The following is a 19,204-nucleotide window of genomic DNA, read 5'->3' on the forward strand; positions in this document are numbered from 1 at the left end:
GTTCACGGGAGCAATATGACAGCGGCCTCGCCGGACGGTCAACCTGCGGGGTCCGCATCCTGGTACGAAGCGCTTACCGTGCCCCACCGTCCGGCTACCGCACCGAGGCCGCGAGAGGTGCTCTGAACAGGGGATTCAGCGCGACGGCACCGGCCGCCACCGGGAGCACCGCCGTCCCGGCATGCGGACTGACGACCCGTTCGGGGTCCTGGCAGACGTGCGAGTGGTCGACGGCGGCGCCCCGGATCTCCTCCAGGTACTCCGGGTTCACCAGGCTGGCGTGCTCGGTGACAACCACGAGATCCGGGTTGAGGACGTCGAGCAGCAGGGCCGTCGCCCGGCCGACCGCGCGGGCCCGTTCGCGCAGCAGCCGGTCGGCGCGCCGGTCCCCGGCCGCCGCCGCGTCCACCACCAGGAACGCGTCGGGCCAGGGCACGATGCCGCGCCGCACGGCGGTCCGGGCCATGGCGGTGTTGGAGACGGTCGCCTCCAGGCAGCCGGAGCGCCCGCAGGGGCAGACCGTCGTGGAGTCCGGCACGGGCAGGTGCGCCACGTCCCCGGCGCCGGACCCCGGCCCCTGGTGCACCACACCGGTGATGCCGAGGGCCGCGTCGACCACGTTGCCGATGAACAGGTGGACCAGGCTGCGCCGTGCCTCGGGCCGGCCGAACAGGATCTCCGACTGGGCGACCGCGCGGGCGTGGTTGTCGACACGCACCTCGAAACCGCCCAGGCCACGGGCGAGTTCGGTGGCCAGCGGCCGTCCGGACCAGCCGAGCGAGGCGTGCCGCACGGCCGTGCCCGTGCCCGGGTCGACCCAGCCGCCGAGGGCCGCGCCCACCCCGAGCAGCGGCCTGCCGCGCGGGGCCCCGTCCAGGAAGGCGCGCAACCCCTGGACGATCTTCGAGGGAAGGTCCCCGGGGGCGAGGCCGTCATGAGGGAAGGCGCGCCGGTCGAGGAGCCGGCCGCGCAGGTCGAGCAGTCCGAACGTCGAGGACGGCACCCCGATGTGGAGACCTGCGACCAGTGGCCCGTCGCTCTCACCGGTGTGCAGGTCGACCGGGATCTGCGGCCGGCCGACACCGTTGCCGCCGCCACCCGGCTCCGGCAACTCCCGCACCAGGCCCAGCTGCACGAGATCGGTGCACTGCCGTGAGACGGCGGCCTGGCTGAGGCCGGAGCGCTCGGCGATCGCGCGGCGGGCGACGGGCCCGTGGTCGAGGACGGTGCGCAGCACGGTGGCGGCGTTCGTCTCGCGTCTCCCGTCACCGGTCGCGCGGAAAAGGCGGGGGACGGTGGTCATAGGGCCTTCCTTCGGTCCTGCGCCGGCGGGGCGCTCGCAACGTTACGACGGCGTGAAATCGCACGGGGCCGGTTGCCCGGCCTGGGGGCGGCACTCTCGCGATGCCCGGCCACCTGGACGAACTCGCAGGTGGGGACGGGTTTTTCGGTGCGCGCCCGAGTGGGCCGCGAGCCCCGTGCAGGCGCCGATTGAACCACTGCCGCACGCCCCGCGGGGTGCCTTCGGGTGCTTGACGTACGCGGCGGGACGCTGGAAGTCTCCGGGACATGTTCGCGACGGCACTCACCGATGCGCGGCCCGCCCGCGCCGGCCGCCCCGCCCCGCGGCCTGTGTGTCCGGGCCGCTGTACCGCCGCCTGATCTCAGCGGCCGACACCCCTCGCGTCGTGCTCCCGCACAGGAGCCCGATCTCCGCGCCCACCGTTCAGGGCTCCGCATCCACCGCCCGTGATCGCGTCCCGCCCGAATTAATTCCTCTCCACAATTAATCAGCCCGCCGTCGGCCGCGCTCTGAGCCCGGCCGGGCCGGGCACGTCCTTCCCGAAGGGAATCCGTCATGACCTCCACCACCACCGCTCCCGCCCCCGCCGTCACCGTTCAGAAGCTCGGCGGACGCATCGGCGCCGTCGTCTCCGGGGTCCGGCTCGGCGGCGACCTCGACCAGGAGACGGTCGCCGCCGTCCGGGCCGCCCTGCTCGCCAACAAGGTGATCTTCTTCCGCGGCCAGGACCACCTGGACGAGGAGAGCCACGAGGCGTTCGGCCGGCTGCTCGGCACACCCGTCGCCCACCCGACGGTGCCCTCGGCCGACGGGCGTTACTCGCTCGGCATCGACTCCGACCACGGCGGCCGGGCCAACCAGTGGCACACCGACGTCACCTTCGTGCCCGCCTACCCGGCCTTCTCCATCCTGCGGGCCGTGGTGATCCCGCCGTACGGCGGCAACACCCTGTGGTCCAACACCGCCGCCGCCTACGCGGAGCTGCCGGAGCAGCTGCGCACCCTGGCGGACAGTCTGCGGGCCGTCCACTCCAACGACTACGACTACGTCGCCCTGCGGCCCAACGCGCTGCCGGAGGCGCTGGAGAAGTACCGCGAGGTCTTCACCTCGACGAAGTTCCTCACCGAGCACCCGGTGGTCCGCGTCCACCCGGAGACCGGCGAACGCGTCCTGCTGCTGGGCAACTTCGTGCAGCGCATCAGCGGGCTGACCGGGCGCGACTCGCGGGCCCTGGTGGACCTGTTCCAGTCGCACATCGAGCGCCCGGAGAACACCGTGCGCTGGGACTGGCAGGTGGGCGACGTCGCGATCTGGGACAACCGCGCCACCCAGCACTACGGCGTGGACGACTCCGACACCCACGAGCGCAAGCTGCGCCGCGTCACCATCGACGGTGACGTCCCGGTCGGTGTGGACGGCCGCTCCTCCACCCTGATCAGCCCGGAGGCCGTGCCGGACCCGTCCTTCGGGATCGCGTCGGGCGCTTCCACCACCGAGGCGTCGGCCGCGTGAGCGAGCTGTCCACCGGCCCGGCGGGCGGCGCGCAGGCGCCGCCCGCCGGGGCGCCCCCGCAAGTGATCGTCGTCCTCACCGACCAGCAGCGCTGGGACACGGCCGGGGTGCACGGCAACCGGGCCGGTGTGACGCCCGAGTTCGACCGGGTGGCCCGCGAGGGCACCCTGTTCGAGCAGGCCGTCACCTCCAACCCGGTCTGCGCGCCGGCCCGTTCGGCGCTCCAGACCGGCCGCTATCCCACGTCCACCGGCGTCTTCCGCAACGGACTGCCGCTGCCCGGAGACGTCCCCACGCTCGCCGGTGAGTTCGCGGCGGCCGGGTACGCCACGGGTTACATCGGGAAGTGGCACCTGGCGGGTGACGAGAATCCCGACGGGCCCGTTCCGCCCGCCCTGCGGGGCGGCTACGGCAGCTGGCTCGCATCGGACCGGCTGGAGTTCACCTCGGACGCGTACCGCACGGTGGTGTACGACGAGGACGGGGATCCGGTCCGGCTCCCGGGCTATCGCTCGGACGCGCTGATCGATGCCGCGATCCGGTTCGTGGCCGACCATCACGACCGGCCCTACCTGCTGTTCGTCTCCCTCCTGGAGCCGCACCACCAGAACCCCACGGACGACTACCCGGCCCCGGCGGGCTACCGCGAGCGGTACGAGGGTGCGTGGCTTCCGCCCGATCTGGCGGCCCTCTCCCCGGGGGCCTCCCAGGGCGGCGCCCACCGTCACCTCGGCGGGTACCTCGGACAGATCAAGCGGGTCGACGAGGGTGTCGGCCGGCTCCGCGACGCCCTGCGCAGCCTGGGCACGGAGGAGAACACGGTCCTGGCGTGGACGGCGGACCACGGCTCCCATTTCCGTACCCGCAACAGCGAGTACAAGCGCTCGGCCCACGAGGCGTCGGTCCGGGTCCCGTTCGCCGTCACCGGGCCCGGCTTCACCGGCGGCGGCCTCGTACGGCAGTCCGTGACCACGCTGGATCTGATGCCGACGCTGCTGGAGACCGCTGGCCTCGCCGTACCGGACGGCGTCCAGGGGCGTTCCCTGCTGCCGCTGACCGGCGGGGGCCGCGATCCCGGCCGGCCGGACTCCGTGTTCGTGCAGATCAGCGAGGACCGGGTGGGCCGCGCGGTCCGCACCTCGCGGTGGAAGTTCGCGGTCGAGGCACCGGACGCGGACGCCTGGAACGACGCGGACGCGGACAGCTACACGGAGACGGAGCTGTACGACCTGGCGGCCGATCCGTACGAGCTGGACAACCTCGCCGGACTCGCGTCGCACCGCGCGGTCGCCGACGAGCTGCGCGGGGAACTCCTCGCCTGGCTGGAGCGGATCGAGGGCGTGAAGCCCGCGGTCGAGCGGGCGGCGCCCCGGCCGTCGGGACAGCGCCGCGCGGAGTCGTACCCGGCCGGGACACCGTGGGAGGGGGTCCGCTTCGGCCACCGTCCGCGCGGCTGACGACGCGAGGCGGCGGGCCGGTCCGTCCGCCCCGCCGCCCCCGCGCGCTCAGGCGCTCCGCGCCACGGTGGCGGGACCGGTGACCGTGACGGCGTGCGGCCGCGTCCCCGCCGCCCACCTCGCCACCGGCCCCAGCGCGTACGAGGCCGCGAGGACCAGTGCGCCGAGCAGCAGCCAGCCCGCCGTGCCCCAGCCGATGAGCAGCGCGGTGAGCAGCAGCGGCCCCAGGGTGCGCGCGACGGTGACGCCGGTGCCGAAGAAGCCCTGGTACTCCCCTACGCGTCCGACCGGCGCCAGGTCGAAAGCGAGCTGCCAGGAGCCCGCCGAGTGGAACATCTCGGCGGCCACCAGAAGCACGGATCCGGCGATCAGCGCCGCCGCGGCACCCCATGGCGATCCGACCGCCGAGAGGGCGAAGACGGCGCAGGTGAGGAGCATCAGCCCTCCGGACCGGCGCAGCGCGCGGGCGGCCGTGGGGATGCCGTGCACGGAGCGGGCGGCACGCACCTGGAACAGCATCACGGCCCCGGTGTTGAGCACGAAGAGCGCGGAGACCAGCCACTCGGGGGCGGTGGTCCGCTCGGTGATCCAGAGCGGCAGGCCGAGGCTGAGCAGCGGCATGCGCAGGAGCAGCACGGTGTTGAGCAGGGTGACGACGGCGTAGGGCCGGTCGCGGAGCACTTCGAGCTTCGCGCCCCGCTCCCCCGGCACCGGTGCCACGGCCGGCAGCCTCCGCAGGACGCGTGCGCAGAGCAGAAAGCTCACGGCGTCGACGGCGAAGACCGCGAGGTAGGCGGCGGTGCTCCCGGCGGACAGGGCGAGCCCGCCGAGCGTGGCGCCGACGGCGAGACCGGCGTTGAGGGTCGACTGCAGATGGGCCAGGGCGCCGGTGCGCCGCTCGTCGGGAACGAGGCCCGCGAGGAGCGCCTGCCGGGCGGCGGCGAGTCCGGACTGCGCGGTGGCGTAGACGCAGGCCGCCGCGAGGAACAGCCAGAAGTCCCGTACGACCAGGAAGGACGCGACCGCGAGCCCGGTCACGAGCGCGAGACGCACCGCCGTGCCCCTGGGCCCGCGCCGGTCCGCGAGCCGGCCGAGCGGCACTCCGGCCACCGAGCCGACGGCCCAGGCCACGGTGAGGCCGAGCCCGATCCGCGCGGGTGCGAGCCCGACGACATGGGTGAAGTAGAGGGCCGAGGTGACGTAGTAGGCGCCGTCACCGACGGAGTTGCTCAACTGGGCGAGCGACAGGGTGCGTTGAGGCCCGACGGGCGGCAGAAGGTGCGGCATGCCGTTGACACTAGGGATCAGGCGGCGCACGCGCATGGGGCAATTACGCGCCATGGGAGTGGGCCACTTGGACTGGACTTGTGGGTCCATTTTTGTGTTTCTACGGTGACATGCGTCGCCGCGACACCCGCGTCACGACGACGGCTCACGGAGAGGCACACCTGATGCACGCGATCCACATCACCCGGCACGGCGGCCCCGAGGTCATGGCCTGGACCGAACTGCCGGATCCCACCCCCGCCCCCGGTGAGGCCCTGGTCCGGCTCGGTGCCGCCGGGGTGAACTTCATGGACGTGGGCGCCCGCAAGGTGGGCGGTCCGGGCTGGGCCGCACCGACCGTGCTCGGCGCCGAGGGCATGGGCTACGTGACCGCGCTCGGCGAGGGCGTCGAGGGGCTGGCCGTCGGTGACCGGGTGGCCTGGTTCTACCACCCGGGCAGCTACGCGGAGCTCCTGGCCGTCCCGGCGGAGCGGCTGGTCAAGGTGCCCGATGAGGTACCGGACGAGACCGCGGCAGCGGTGATGATGCAGGGACTCACGGCGAACCACTTCACCACCGAGACGTATGCCATCAAGCCCGGCGACACGGCCGTGGTGCATGCCGCCGCCGGTGGGGTGGGGCTCATGCTGACCCAGATGATCAAGGCGCGCGGCGGCCGTGTCATCGGCCTGGTGTCCCGCGCGGAGAAGGCGGCCATCGCCGAGGAGGCCGGCGCGGACCACGTCCTGGTGTCCTCCGGGGCCGGGTTCGAGGACCGGGTGCGCGAGCTGACGGGCGGCGAGGGCGCCCATGTCGTGTACGACGGCGGCGGGACGTCGACGTTCCGGTCCTCGCAGCTGGCCCTGCGCCTGCACGGGGTGCATGCCTACTACGGCCCCTTCATGGGCGTACCGTCGCTCTCGGTGACCGATCTGCCGAGCAGCATCCTGCTGTCGTACCCGACCGTGCAGGACCACGTCCCCACCCGGGAGGCGCTGGTCGCCCGGACCGAGGAGGTCTTCGCGATGGTGCGGGCGGGACAGGTGTCCCCGCGTATCGGCGGGCGCTACCCGCTCGCCGACGCGGCGCGGGCCCACAGCGACCTGGAATCCCGCCGGACCACCGGAAAGCTGCTGCTGATTCCCTGACCTCCCGCACGGACCCGTTCATGACCGCAGAGAAGGAGAGACATCGTGCCGCTGACTCCCAAGGGCGCCGCGACCAAACAGCGCATCGTCGAGGGCGCCGCCACGGCGGTCCGGCGGCACGGTGTCTTCACACTGACGCTGGACGACGTCCTGGCCCTCACGTCGACCAGCAAGAGCCAGCTGTTCCACTACTTCCCCGGCGGGAAGGACGACTTGATGCTGGCCGTCGCCCACCACGAGGCGGACCGGGTGATCGGCGACCAGCAGCCGGAACTGGGCGCCCTCACCTCGTGGCCGGCCTGGCTGAGCTGGCGCGACAAGGTCGTCGCCCGCTACCGCGAGCAGGGCCGGGAGTGCCCGCTGGACATCGCGGTCTCCCGCATCGGGTCGGCCTCGGCGGGCGCGCAGGCCGTCGCCACCGAACTGCTGGAACGCTGGCAGGACGCCCTGGCCGCCGGTATCCGGCACATGCAGTCGATCGGGGAGGTCGACGCCGACCGGGACGCGGACCGCTCGGCGGCGGCCCTGCTGGCCGGAATCCAGGGCGGGGTGATCATCCTGCTGTCCACCGGCCGGCTGGGCCACCTGGAGGCAGCCCTGGACCAGGGCATCGACGACCTGCGCCGACGCACCCGCACAGAAAACGAAAGGCCGTAAGAGGGGACGGCTGCTAAGGTCGTCTGGCCGTTCAGTGTGTACCGAGGAGACCAGACATGGCAGGCGACGACGACATCTCCGGGTGATCCCGGAGCCCCGTAGCCACAGCGCGCGCCCAGGGCGCCACCGCAGTGGCCATGTCGTTGTTCCCTCTGGCCATTCCTCCGGGGCCGCGCTCCGCGCCGACCCCGGATTCACACGCGAGGTCTCCGCATGTCCGACGCATCCCTCATCTGCTCGAACCTTTCCTTCTCCTGGCCGGACGACACCCCGGTCTTCGCCGGTCTGTCCTTCACCGTGGGCACCGGCCGCACCGGTCTCGTCGCCCCCAACGGCTCCGGGAAGAGCACCCTGCTCAAACTGCTCGCCGGTGAGCTGCGGCCGAGCGCCGGTTCCGTCACCGTCGACGGCACACTCGCGTACCTGCCGCAGAGCCTCCCCTTGACCGGTGACCTGTCGGTCGCCGAGGTCCTCGGTGTCGACGCGGTGATCCGCGCGCTGGACGCCGTGGAGTCCGGTGACGTGGACGAGAAGCACTTCGCCGTGATCGGCGACGACTGGGACATCGAGGAACGCACCCGCGCCCAGCTCGACCGGCTCGGCCTGGAAGGCCTCGCCCTGGACCGCGGCATCGGCACGCTCAGCGGCGGTCAGGTCGTCTCGCTCGGGCTGGCGGCCCAGCTGCTGAAGCGGCCGGACGTGCTGCTGCTCGACGAGCCGACGAACAACCTCGATCTCGACGCGCGCCTCCGCCTCTACGACACGCTGGAGACGTGGAACGGCACGCTGCTCCTCGTCAGCCACGACCGCGCGCTCCTGGACCGCATGGACCGCATCGCCGAACTCGGCCCGGAGGAACTGCGCCTGTACGGGGGCAACTTCACGGCCTACGAGGAAGCCGTGCGGGCCGAGCAGGAGGTCGCCGAGAAGAACGTGCGCAACGCGGAACAGGAGCTGAAGCGGGAGAAGCGCGAGATGCAGCAGGCCCGCGAACGGGCCGAGCGACGCGCGAGCAACGCGGCCCGCAACCTCAAGAACGCGGGTCTCCCCCGCATCTTCGCCGGGAACATGAAGCGGGGCGCCCAGGAGGCCGCCGGCAAGTCCGGCCAGACGCACGCCGCCCGGGTCGGCGAGGCGCAGGCCCGTCTCGACGAGGCGGGGCGTGCCGTACGGGACGAGCAGCGCATCACACTCGACCTGCCGGACACGGGCGTGCCGGCCGGCCGCACCGTCCTGCTCGGCGAGGACCTGCGCATCCGTCTCGGCGGCCGGGAGCAGTTCACCGGCACCGGCGTCGGCCTGACGATCCGTGGCCCCGAGCGGATCGCGCTGACCGGGCCCAACGGGGCCGGGAAGAGCACCCTGCTGCGGCTGGTCAACGGCGACCTGGAGCCCGACGAGGGGTCGCTCAGGCGCGCCGAGGGGCGGATCGCCTACCTCTCGCAACGGCTCGACCTGCTGGACCTCGACCGCACGGTGGCCGAGAACTTCGCGGCGTTCGCCCCGCACCGGGACGAGGCCGAGCGAATGAACCTGCTGGCGCGCTTCCTCTTCCGCGGCGACCGCGCTCATCTGCCCGTCCGGGTGCTGTCGGGCGGCGAGCGGCTGCGGGCCACCCTGGCCTGCGTCCTGTGCGCGGAGCCGGCGCCGCAGCTGCTGCTCCTGGACGAGCCGACGAACAACCTCGACCTGGTCAGCGCCGGGCAGCTGGAGAGCGCGCTCGCCTCGTACCGCGGGGCGTTCGTGGTGGTCAGCCACGACGAACGGTTCCTGGAGCGGATCGGCGTGGAGCGGTGGCTGCGGCTGGCGGACGGGGAGCTGCGGGAGACGGGGGCGCCGGAGTCGTGAACCGCTGACGTGCCGTGCAGGCCCGCGCCCGAGGCCCCGTGCCCGGCGGGCCCCGAACCGCTCACGTCGGAGGTACCCATATGACCGTCCCCACCCGTCCGTCCGCCCTGCTCGCCCACGACATCGTCCGCGTCCTCGGCACGAAACGCGTCCTCGACGGCGTGTCGCTCACCGCGTCGCCCGGCGACCGCATCGGCCTGATCGGTGAGAACGGTGTCGGCAAGTCGACTTTCCTGCGCCTGCTGGCCGGGGTGGACGAACCCGACGCCGGCCAGGTCGTGCGCCCGGCCGATGTGGGCTTCCTGCACCAGGAGATGCCCTTCGACGCGGGGTCCACCGTGGCCGGTGTCCTGGACGACGCCCTGCGCGAGGCACGGGCCGGCCTCGCGGAACTCGACCGCCTCTCCGGGCTCCTCGCCCGTACACCCGAGGACTCTCCGCAGTACGCGCAGCTCCTGGAGACATACGGCCATCGCCTCGAAGAAGCCGAGGAGCGGGAGTCCTGGGACGCCGACCGGCGCGCGGCCGTGCTGCTCGACGGGCTCGGCCTCGGCTCCCTGCCTCACGGGCGGACGCTCCGCTCGCTCTCGGGCGGGCAGCGCGGCCGTCTCGCGCTCGCCGCGCTGCTCGTACGGCGGCCGTCGGCCCTGCTGCTGGACGAGCCGACCAACCATCTGGACGACGAGGCCGCCGCGTTCGTGGAGGAGCAGCTGCGGACGATGCAGGGGCCGGTGGTGCTCGCGAGCCACGACCGGGCCTTCCTGGACGCCGTCTGCACGGATCTCGTCGACCTCGATCCGGCGGTCGACGGGCCCGTGCGCTACGGCGGCGGGTACAGCACGTACCTGGCCGAGAAGCGGGCGGAACGGGCGCGGTGGGAGCGGCGGTACGCCGAGGAGCAGGAGGAGATCGAGGCGCTGCGCCGCTCGGCCGCGGTGACCGCGCGCCAGGTCGCGCCGGACCGCGGACCCCGGGACAGCGAGAAGATGGGGTACGGGCTGCGGGCCGGCCGGGTGCAGAGCCAGATCGCGCGCCGGGTGCGCAACGCCGGGCGCCGTCTCGACGAGGCGGAGCGCCGCCAGGTCGCCGAACCGCCCCGGCCCTTGCGGTTCCGGTACACGGAACGGGCCGAGCCGTCCGAGCCGTCGCCGCGGGACCCGCTGGTGTCCCTGCGCGATGTCCGCTTCCCCGGCCGGCTGGCGATCGACCGGCTCGATGTCGAGCCGTCGGAACGCCTGCTGGTGACGGGCGGCAACGGTACGGGGAAGTCGACGCTGATCTCGGTGCTCGCCGGCCGCCCGGTGGCGTTCGGCGAGGTGGTCCGGCGGCCGGGCCTGTCCGTGGGGGTGCTCGCGCAGGACTCCGTGTTCACCCGCCCGGACCTGACCGTCGGCAAGACGTACGCCGGGGTGCTGGGCTTCGAGCGGGCCGAACTGGTGCCGTTGGCGTCGCTGGGGCTGCTCCACGAGGCGGACACGGACAAGCCGGTGCGTCAGTTGTCGGCCGGTCAGCGGCGCAGGCTGGCCCTCGCCCTGCTGATGGCCCACCCGCCGGAGCTGCTGCTGCTCGACGAGCCCACCAACCACCTCTCCCCCGCGCTGTGCGACGAGTTGGAGGAGGCGTTGGGCCCCGGGCCCGGCGCGATCGTGGTGGCCAGCCACGACCGCTGGCTCCGCAGGCGTTGGCGGGGGCGCGAACTGCGGCTGGGAGCCTAGGCGTTGCCCGGAGCGGCGTCGTGGTGGATGGGTGTGCGTGAGCCGGTGAGCGGGGCACCCGTACCGCCCCGGCGTACGGCGACGATCTCGGCCGCGATGGACAGGGCGGTCTCCTCGGGGGTGCGGGCGCCGAGGTCGAGGCCGATCGGGGAGTGCAGCCGGGCCAGCTCGCCCTCCGTGACGCCCACGTCACGCAGCCGCCGGTCGCGTTCCTCGTGGGTGCGGCGGGAGCCCATCGCGCCGATGTACGCGACCGGCATCCGCAGGGCCGTCTCCAGCAGGGGCACGTCGAACTTGGTGTCGTGGGTGAGCACGCACAGCACGGTGCGTTCGTCGGTCGTGGTGCGCCGCAGATAGCGGTGCGGCCAGTCGACCACCACGTCGTCGGCCTCCGGGAAGCGCTCCGGGGTGGTGAAGACGGGCCGGGCGTCGCACACGGTGACGTGGTAGCCGAGGAAGGCGCCGGCGCGGACGAGCGCGGTGGCGAAGTCCACGGCGCCGAAGACGATCATCCGGGGCGGTGGCACGCCCGCCTCGACGAAGAGAGTGAGGCCGCCGGGGCAGTGCGAGCCGTCCTCGGAGATCTCGGCGGTCCCGGTGCGCCCGGTGTCCAGCAGGGCGCGGGCGTGGGCCGCCGCCGCACGGTCCAGTTCCGTACGGCCGCCGATGCGGCCCTCGTACGAGCCGTCGGCGTGGACGGCGAGCGCTCCGCCGAGCAGGTCCTCGGGGCCCCGGACCACCCGGGCCAGCGCCACGGGCTCCCGCCGCGCCGCGGCGGTCAGCGCCGCCCGGACCGCCGGTGCGGCAGGACGCACCGGCGCGATCAGGATGTCGAGGACGCCGCCGCAGGTGAGCCCGGCGGCGAAGGCGTCCTCGTCGCTGTACCCGAACCGCCGGCGAACGGTCCGGCCGTCGAGCAGGGCCTGTGCGCAGAGTTCGTACACCTCCGCCTCCACGCAGCCGCCGGAGACGGAGCCGACGACGGCCCCGTCCCGGTCGACGGCCAGGGCGGCGCCCGGCCCGCGCGGCGCGCTGCCGTCGACGGCCACGACCGTGGCGACGGCGAAGTCCCGGCCGTCCTCCAGCCAGGGGCGCAGCCGGTCCGCGATCTCAAGCACGCGCGGTGCCCTCCGCCGCCAGCAGCACGCGGTCCGGGCGGATCGGCAGCTCCCGGTGGCGTACCCCGGTCGCGTGCCACACGGCGTTCGCGATCGCGGCGGCGACGCCCACGATGCCGATCTCGCCGATGCCCTTAATGCCGACGGGGTCGCCGGGCACCTGGTCGTCCACCCAGTCCGCCTCGATGAGCGGCACGTCGGCGTGGGCGGCGACGTGGTATCCGGCGAGGTCGGCGTTGACATGGCCGCCGGTCGCCGCGTCGCGGACGGCCTCCTCGTGGAGCGCCATGGACAGCCCCCAGGTCATGCCGCCGATGAGCTGGCTGCGGGCGGTGAGCGGGTTGACGATGGTGCCCGCGGCGAAGATGCCCAGCAGGCGGCGGGCGCGTACCTCGCCGGTGGTGACGTCGACGGCGACCTCGGCGAACTGCGCGCCGAACGAGTGCCGTTCCTGCTGCGGAAGGGCGGCGATGGCGTCTTCGGTGTCCGAACGGGCGGTGATCCCCTCGGGCGGGATGCCACCGCCCAGGGCCAGCCGTTCGCGCACGTCGGCCGCCGCGAGCCGCACCGCCCAGCCCCAGGAGCGCGTCCCGGTGGAGCCGCCGGCGATCATCGCGTGGCCCAGGTCGCTGTCGCCGATGCGCACCTGGACGCGGTCCGGGCCCACCTGGAGCGCGTCGGCGGCGACGAGCGTCATGGCGGTGCGGGCTCCGGTGCCGATGTCCGCCGCGTTGATCCGTACGGTGAAGGTGCCGTCTGCCTCGGCGGTCACGGCTGCGGTGGAGCGGCCGACGCCCGAGGGGTAGGAGGCGGCGGCGGTCCCGGTGCCGAGCAGCCAGCGGCCCTCGCGGCGCAGACCGGGGCGCGGGTCGCGGTCCGCCCAGCCGAACCTGCGGGCGCCCTCCTCGAAGCAGGCGAGCACGTTGCGGCTGCTGAACGGCAGGCCCGAGACGGGGCCGGTGGCGGGTTCGTTGCGTGCCCGCAGCGCGATGGGGTCCACACCGCACTTCACGGCGAGTTCGTCGAGCGCCGATTCGATGGCGAAGGAGCCGGGTGCCTCGCCGGGGGCGCGCATCCAGGTGGGCGTCGGCACGTCGAGCCGCAGGACGCGGTGCCGGGTGCGGTGCGCCTCGGCGTCGTAGAGGACGCGGCCGAGCACGGCGCTCGTCTCGACGAACTCGTGCACGGTGGAGGTGAGGTTCAGCGCCTCGTGGTCGAAGGCGCGCAGCCGGCCGTCGGCGTCCGCGGCGACCCTGATCCGCTGGGCGGTGGGGCTGCGGTAGCCGACGAGCGAGAACATCTGACGACGCGTCATAACAACCCGTACGGGCCGGTGCAGGATGGTGGTCGCCATGACGGCGGCGACCTGGTGGGCGCTCAGCCCCTTCGATCCGAAGGCGCCGCCGATGTGTTCGGAGCGGACCCGCACCGATGCGGGATCCAGGGAGAAGAGCTGGGCCAGTTCCCCGGCGACCCAGCCGCTGCCCTGGTTGGAGTCGACGACGTCGAGCCGGCCGTCGTCCCAGCGGGCGGTCGCGGCATGCGGCTCCATCGAGCAGTGGTGTTCCTCCGGGGTGGTGTACTCCTCGTCCACCACGAAGGCCGCACCGTCGATCCGCTCCTGTACGTCCCCCCTGACCGCGTCGGCCGTCACCATCGGGGAGTCCTCGGGCCGGTACGCGTCCTCGCGCCCGGCGCGGAACGCCACGTCGTGCGGTTCCTCCTCGTAGGTGACGACGAGCGCTTCCGCCGCCTCCCTGGCCTGCTCGGGCGTCTCGGCCACCACGAGCGCGACCGGCCAGCCGACGAACGGCACCCGGTCGTGCTGGAAGAGTCCGACGACCGGGTTGGGCCGTCCCAGCATGCCCACGTAGCCGGTGTCGACGCGCGGGGCGTTCCCGTGGTGCAGCACGGCGAGCACGCCCGGCAGGGCGAGCACGGGCTCGTCCGCCACGGCGGTGACGCGTCCCCGGGCGACCGTGGAGAGCACGAGCCAGCCGTGGGCGAGCCGGGCGAAGGGAATCTCGCCGGCGTAACGGGCTGCGCCGGTGACCTTGTCGCGGCCCTCCACCCGGGTGCGGCCGGCGCCCACGGCTCCCGTGGCGGCGTTCGTGCCGGTCGTCGTGGTCATCGGGCGGCCTCCTCGGCGAGTTGGGTGAGCACGGCCACGACGAGGTTGCGCATCAGCGTCACCTTGTAGCGGTTCTCGGGCAGCGGCCGCGCTGCGGCGAGTTCGGCGTCCGCCGCCGCGGCGAACGCGGCCGCGTCGGCCGGGCCGCCGGTCAGCGCCCGTTCGGCGGTGAGCGCCCGCCACGGCCGGGAGGCGACGGCCCCGAACGCGAGGCGCACGTCGCGCACGGTGCCGTCGCGTACGTCGAGCGCCGCGGCGACCGAGCCGATCGCGAACGCGTACGAGGCGCGCTCGCGCACCTTGCGGTAGCGGGAGCGCGCGGCGGCGGATGCGGGCGGCAGCGCGACACCGGTGATCACGGCACCGGCGGGCAGCGCGGTCTCGATGTGCGGCGTGTCGCCCACCGGCAGGTAGAACGCCTCGACCGGCAGCTCCCCCGGCCCGTCCGCCGTTTCGTAGAGGACGACCGCGTCGAACGCCGCGAGCGCGACCGCCATGTCGGAGGGATGGGTGGCGACGCAGTGCTCGGACGCGCCGAGGATGGCGTGGTTGCGGTGCTCCCCCGCGATGGCGGGGCAACCGCTGCCGGGCGTGCGCTTGTTGCAGGGTTTGCCGAGATCCGCGAAGTATCCGCAGCGGGTGCGCTGGAGCAGGTTTCCGCCGACGGTGGCCATGTTGCGCAGCTGCCCGGAGGCTCCGGCGAGCAGCGCCTGCGCGAGGGCCGGGTAGTGGCGGCGTACGCCGGGGTGGGCGGCCACGTCGCTGTTGCTGACCGTCGCGCCGATGCGCAGCCCGCCGTCCGGTGTGGACTCGACGCGGTCGAGCGGGAGTTCCCGTACGTCGACGAGGAGGCTGGGGCGTTCCACACCGGCCTTCATCAGGTCGACGAGGTTGGTGCCGCCACCGAGCAGCCGGGCGCCGGGGTCGGCACCGAGCAGGGCGACCGCTCCGGCGACGTCGTGAGCCCGTTCGTAACCGAACTCCCTCATGCGACCGGCTCCTTGACCTCGTTCGCGACGTTCTCGGCGGCGCGGGCGACCGCCTGCACGATCTGTGTGTAGGCCCCGCAGCGGCACAGGTTGCCGCTCATCCGCTCACGGATCTCCTCGGCGGTGAGCGCGGGCGCCCCGGCCTCGGGCCGTACGTCCTCGGTCACCGCGCTGGGCAGTCCCGCGGCGTGTTCCTCGATGACCGCGATGGCGGAGCAGATCTGGCCCGGGGTGCAGTAGCCGCACTGGTATCCGTCGAGATCCAGGAACGCCTGCTGCACGGGGTGCAGCCGGTCGCCGTCCGCGACGCCTTCGATGGTCGTGATCTCGCGTCCTTCGGCGGCCACCGCGAGTTGCAGGCAGGCCACTGCCCGGCGGCCGTCGAGCAGCACCGTGCAGGCGCCGCACTGGCCGTGGTCACAGCCCTTCTTGGTGCCGGTCAGATCGAGGCGTTCGCGTAATGCGTCGAGCAGTGTGGTGCGGTGGTCGACGGGCAGCGTGTATTTTTCGCCATTGATGTGCAGGGTGATGGCACTGGACGTCGAGCGGGCCATGATCAGCCTTCTTTCGCATTGCTTGGGCGCGTCGAAAGCGACGGTGCGGGGCCGGTGCGGGAGGCGGAGAGCGCGGCGTGCGTGTGGGGGCCGAGGGATGCCGGTCGGTCAAGTGGCCTGATCCGGCGTTGCGATGGAGGAAAGCGGACAGTTGTCCGCTTGGTTGTCGAACCTAACGGACGACTGTCCGGTGAGCAAGGCCGTCCCCGGCCGTGGCTCGGGAGGGGGAAAGCGTGCGGGACGCGAGGAGCACACCCACGCGCCCGGACGCGCAGCGCAATCGCGAGCGCATCCTGGCCGTCGCGCTCGCCGAGCTGACGCGGGCCGCGGACACCCCGGTGAGCGTGATCGCGAAGAAGGCGGGCGTCGGCCAGGGCACTTTCTACCGCAACTTCCCGCACCGCGAGGCGCTGGTCCTGGAGGTCTACCGGTACGAGATGCAGCAGGTCGCCGACACGGCCGCCCAGCTTCTCGACGACCGCCCGGCGGACCAGGCCCTGCGCGAGTGGATGGACCGCCTTGCCCGGTACGCCATGGCGAAGGCGGGCCTGGGGGACGCCCTGCGCGCGGCGACCAGTGGGCACGGCAGCCTGGCGCAGGTCGGCCACGGTCCGGTGACCGAGGCCGTCACGCTCCTGCTGGAGGCCAACGAGACGGCGGGCACCATCCGCCCCGGCGTGACGCCCGACGACTTCTTCCTCGCCATAGCCGGTCTCTGGCAGCTCGACCCGCACAGCGACTGGCAGCCCCGCGCCGCCCGCCTCTTCGACCTGGTGACGGACGGACTGCGGGCGGGCGCGGGCGGGGACCCGGGCATCGAACACATGCGCCGTCACCCGGATCAACGGTTCCCCGGCTAGCCGATGTTGACGACGCGCGCCCAGGCGGGCGGCGCGTCCGGTACGTAGTCGGGGTCCTCCTCGTCCCAGGACGCCCTGTCCGGCCGGTCGAACAGGCCCACCACCGTCCGGCACGCCGGCTGGGCCGAGGGCCACGGGGTCTGCCCGTCGGTGAGCGCCACGACGACATCGGGCCGGGGGTGCGTCCGCAGGGCCCTGTCGAAGCCCTTACGCAGATCCGTTCCGCCGCCGCCCACCAGTGGGATGCCCTCCGCGCGGCACAGCGGATGCACGACCCGGGCGGCGGCGTCGCAGGACAGGACCGTGACCAGGTCCCGGCGCCCGCCGACCGCCCGGGTGATCGCGGCCACCTCCAGCAGCGCGCTGCCCAGCTCCGCGTCGCTGACCGAGCCCGAGGTGTCGATGACCACGGACACCCGCGGTGGCCGGCGCCGCAGGCTCGGCAGGACGACCCCGGGCAGGCTCGCCGACCGGCGCGACGGACGCCCGTACGAGTAGTCGTCGCCCGCGCCGGGGCCCGAGGCCGCCGACCGGAGGGCGGCGCCCAGCAGGTCGCGCCATGCCTGGGGCGGGTGGAACGCCTCCTCGGCCCAGCGCTTCCACGCCTTCGGCGCCCGGCCCGGCCGGCCGGTGATGCCCTGGGCCACCCGGAAACGCACCGCGTCGCGTTCCTGCTCGCTGAGCCCGTGCGCCCCGTCGGGACCGAGGTCCCACGCCCGGTCGAGGCCGTCCGAGCCGCTGCCGCAGTCCAGCCAGGCGAACTCCGCGGTGTGGCGCCCGAGCCGGAAGTGGCGCAGGTACTCCTCCATCAGCTTCCCCTCCGGGAGCCCCAGGGGCTCGGGCAGCACCACCGCGTCGGGGGCGACCAGCCCGTCCCCGTACACGTCGTCGTTGATCTCGCAGTCGGCCGCGATGTTCATGCGCAGGCGCTCGGCGGCACCGGTCAGCCCGTGTTCGCGCGCGTACCGGTCACTGCGCCCATGGTGGTCGCGCAGCAGATGCGACACCTCGTGCACCCACGCCCCGGCAAGCTCCTCCACGGGGGTCCGGTCGACGAACCACGGCGAGACGTAGCACCGCCAGTGCCGGTCGACGGCCATCGTCGGGACGCGCCGCGACTCGACCACGTGCAGGGCGAACAGCGCCGTCGCCAGGTAGGGGCGGGCCCTGACGGCCTGCAGCCGGGCGGCGAAGAGCCGGTCGAGGTCCAGCTCGCCCCCGGTCACCGGCCGCCCTTGGTCGCCGCGACGGCGCGGGCCGCCGCTTCCTCGGCGCGCCGTGACAGCGATACGACTCCGGCCAGCGCCCCGATCGACGCGGGCACGTCCCACTCCTCCTGCCTGAGCGCGGCGAGGGTGGTCGCCGGTACGACGACCAGATCGGGCGCTCCCGTCTCCACCGCGCGGACCAGCAGCGACCATGCCGCGTCCCAGCGCGCCCGGTCCGGGCGTTTGCGCACCGCGGCGACCACCCCGTCGAGCACCGCCTGCCGCAGGTCTCCCCGCTCGGGGAGCACGGCGCTCGCAGGATCGGCGAGGAGCTCCTCCGGGTCCGGGAGGTCCATCCGGTCGATGGCGGCGAGCAGTTCCAGTCCCGGTCCGTCCCCCACAGCGCCCCTGACCAGCAGCGAGAGCACATCACGGGAGACACCGGACGCGGTCGCGAAGGCGATCAGGGTCAGGGTCATGTCCCAGCTCCGGGGCGACGGCCAGGCGCCGCCCCTGCGGGTCTCGCTGCCGGGCAGCCGGTGGACGAGCGCGGGGCGGGCCGCGAGGAGGCCGCACACCGCGCGGCGGGCGAAGCCGACGGCCTCGGCGAGCCGTTCGGGCCGGAGACGGGGCAGGGTCGCCCGGGGCCAGGTCCCGCCCAGTCCGCGCACCACGACGTCCTGGTCGTGGGCCCACTGCAGATGGACGAACCGGTTGGCCAGCGGCGGGCTCAGCTCCCAGCCGTCGGCCGCCGACGACCGGGGGTTGGCCGCGGCCACGATACGTACACCGGGCGGCAGTTGGAGGGCCCCGACGCGCCGTTCGAGTACGAGACGGAGGAGGGCCGCCTGCACGGCGGGCGGGGCCGTGGACAGTTCGTCGAGGAACAGCAGGCCACGCCCCGCGCGGACGAGACGCACCGCCCAGTCGGGCGGAGCCATCGGGACGCCCTGCTCCGCCGGGTCGTCCCCGACGACCGGCAGGCCGGAGAAGTCCGACGGCTCGTGCACGCTGGCGATCACCGTGGTGAGGGGCAGGCCGAGGTCATCGGCGAGCTGGGTCAGGGCCGCGGTCTTGCCGATGCCCGGCTCGCCCCACAGGAGGACGGGCAGGTCGGCCGCGACAGCCAGCGTCAGGGCCTCCAGCTGGGTGTCGGGGCGCGCTTCGGTCGTCGTGTCACGCAGCAGGGCCATGAGCATCCCGGCGATGTCGAGCTGGGAGGCCGGGGACGGGGCGCCCGGAGAGCGGGCCGGGGCGGAGGGAGCGTGCAGGGACATCAGTCATCACCTTGTCGTTCGTGGTGGTTTCATGGCGGAGCAGGAAGTGCCGGTTCCCCGTGCGAGGGAGACCGGGATGGGGCGCGGGGCGGGACGCACCCGTCAGCGGGCCTCCGCCCGGCGCGGGCGCGAGCGGCGGTCACGGGGGCGCGGTGGGCCGG

The 19,204-nt window shown here is 73.8% G+C and carries 15 protein-coding genes; 7 read left to right on the plus strand and 8 right to left on the minus strand.

From position 1 onward, the window contains the following. Window positions 1–94 precede the first annotated feature (94 nt). A complete protein-coding gene (locus EAO73_RS25025) occupies window positions 95–1,303 on the minus strand; it encodes an ROK family transcriptional regulator (protein ID WP_147973826.1) in 1,209 nt (402 codons plus the stop codon). Between the two features lie 555 nt (window positions 1,304–1,858). Here EAO73_RS25025 and EAO73_RS25030 point away from each other — a divergent pair. Together EAO73_RS25030 and EAO73_RS25035 are read left to right on the plus strand one after the other, a co-directional pair. Beyond that, a complete protein-coding gene (locus EAO73_RS25030) occupies window positions 1,859–2,815 on the plus strand; it encodes a TauD/TfdA dioxygenase family protein (protein ID WP_147973827.1) in 957 nt (318 codons plus the stop codon). After that, window positions 2,812–4,272, plus strand: a complete 1,461-nt coding sequence (locus EAO73_RS25035) for a sulfatase-like hydrolase/transferase (protein ID WP_224756436.1) — start codon at window positions 2,812–2,814, stop codon at window positions 4,270–4,272. The genes EAO73_RS25030 and EAO73_RS25035 overlap by 4 nt, the downstream gene beginning before the upstream one ends. Before the next feature lie 48 nt (window positions 4,273–4,320). Here the strand turns inward: EAO73_RS25035 and EAO73_RS25040 are convergent, their stop codons facing one another. Further along, complete coding sequence (locus EAO73_RS25040; RefSeq protein ID WP_147973828.1) at window positions 4,321–5,559, minus strand: MFS transporter; 1,239 nt, start codon at window positions 5,557–5,559, stop codon at window positions 4,321–4,323. A 164-nt stretch (window positions 5,560–5,723) separates the two neighbouring features. Between EAO73_RS25040 and EAO73_RS25045 the strand changes: the two genes are divergently transcribed. The 4 genes from EAO73_RS25045 to EAO73_RS25060 all read left to right on the plus strand — a co-directional run bounded on the left by EAO73_RS25045 (window position 5,724) and on the right by EAO73_RS25060 (window position 10,906). Continuing rightward, a complete protein-coding gene (locus tag EAO73_RS25045) occupies window positions 5,724–6,686 on the plus strand; it encodes a quinone oxidoreductase family protein (RefSeq protein WP_147973829.1) in 963 nt (320 codons plus the stop codon). Window positions 6,687–6,731: 45 nt separating this feature from the next. Continuing rightward, window positions 6,732–7,343: a TetR/AcrR family transcriptional regulator gene (locus EAO73_RS25050; RefSeq protein ID WP_147973830.1), complete on the plus strand. Its 612-nt coding sequence runs from the start codon at window positions 6,732–6,734 to the stop codon at window positions 7,341–7,343. Between the two features lie 213 nt (window positions 7,344–7,556). Continuing rightward, complete coding sequence (abc-f, locus tag EAO73_RS25055) at window positions 7,557–9,191, plus strand: ribosomal protection-like ABC-F family protein (protein ID WP_147973831.1); 1,635 nt, start codon at window positions 7,557–7,559, stop codon at window positions 9,189–9,191. Between the two features lie 80 nt (window positions 9,192–9,271). Continuing rightward, entirely contained in the window at window positions 9,272–10,906 is a 1,635-nt protein-coding gene (locus tag EAO73_RS25060) for an ABC-F family ATP-binding cassette domain-containing protein (RefSeq protein WP_147973832.1), read from the plus strand. On the opposite strand, the gene EAO73_RS25065 is transcribed toward EAO73_RS25060, so the two are convergent. The 4 genes from EAO73_RS25065 to EAO73_RS25080 are packed head-to-tail and all read right to left on the minus strand — an operon-like array spanning window position 10,903 to window position 15,698. Continuing rightward, window positions 10,903–12,024 carry an XdhC family protein gene (locus tag EAO73_RS25065; RefSeq protein WP_147973833.1) on the minus strand — a complete coding sequence of 374 codons (1,122 nt, stop codon included), beginning with the start codon at window positions 12,022–12,024 and terminating at the stop codon, window positions 10,903–10,905. The two genes, EAO73_RS25060 and EAO73_RS25065, sit on opposite strands and share 4 nt — an antisense overlap. Beyond that, the gene (locus tag EAO73_RS25070) at window positions 12,017–14,155 is read right to left on the minus strand and encodes a xanthine dehydrogenase family protein molybdopterin-binding subunit (protein ID WP_147973834.1); all 2,139 of its coding nucleotides are present in this window, start codon (window positions 14,153–14,155) and stop codon (window positions 12,017–12,019) included. Before EAO73_RS25070 ends, EAO73_RS25065 begins: the two co-directional genes overlap by 8 nt. Beyond that, complete coding sequence (locus tag EAO73_RS25075) at window positions 14,152–15,144, minus strand: FAD binding domain-containing protein (protein WP_147973835.1); 993 nt, start codon at window positions 15,142–15,144, stop codon at window positions 14,152–14,154. The genes EAO73_RS25070 and EAO73_RS25075 overlap by 4 nt, the downstream gene beginning before the upstream one ends. After that, complete coding sequence (locus EAO73_RS25080; protein WP_147973836.1) at window positions 15,141–15,698, minus strand: (2Fe-2S)-binding protein; 558 nt, start codon at window positions 15,696–15,698, stop codon at window positions 15,141–15,143. Before EAO73_RS25080 ends, EAO73_RS25075 begins: the two co-directional genes overlap by 4 nt. A gap of 233 nt (window positions 15,699–15,931) precedes the next feature. Between EAO73_RS25080 and EAO73_RS25085 the strand changes: the two genes are divergently transcribed. Continuing rightward, the gene (locus EAO73_RS25085) at window positions 15,932–16,558 is read left to right on the plus strand and encodes a TetR/AcrR family transcriptional regulator (protein ID WP_147973837.1); all 627 of its coding nucleotides are present in this window, start codon (window positions 15,932–15,934) and stop codon (window positions 16,556–16,558) included. On the opposite strand, the gene EAO73_RS25090 is transcribed toward EAO73_RS25085, so the two are convergent. Together EAO73_RS25090 and EAO73_RS25095 are read right to left on the minus strand one after the other, a co-directional pair. Further along, on the minus strand, window positions 16,555–17,784 hold the full coding sequence (locus EAO73_RS25090; RefSeq protein WP_147973838.1) for a DUF2201 family putative metallopeptidase: 1,230 nt from the start codon (window positions 17,782–17,784) through the stop codon (window positions 16,555–16,557). The two genes, EAO73_RS25085 and EAO73_RS25090, sit on opposite strands and share 4 nt — an antisense overlap. After that, window positions 17,781–19,043: an AAA family ATPase gene (locus EAO73_RS25095; RefSeq protein ID WP_147973839.1), complete on the minus strand. Its 1,263-nt coding sequence runs from the start codon at window positions 19,041–19,043 to the stop codon at window positions 17,781–17,783. Before EAO73_RS25095 ends, EAO73_RS25090 begins: the two co-directional genes overlap by 4 nt. Window positions 19,044–19,204 lie beyond the last annotated feature (161 nt).

Source organism: Streptomyces sp. col6, from assembly GCF_008042035.1.
GTDB lineage: Bacteria > Actinomycetota > Actinomycetes > Streptomycetales > Streptomycetaceae > Streptomyces.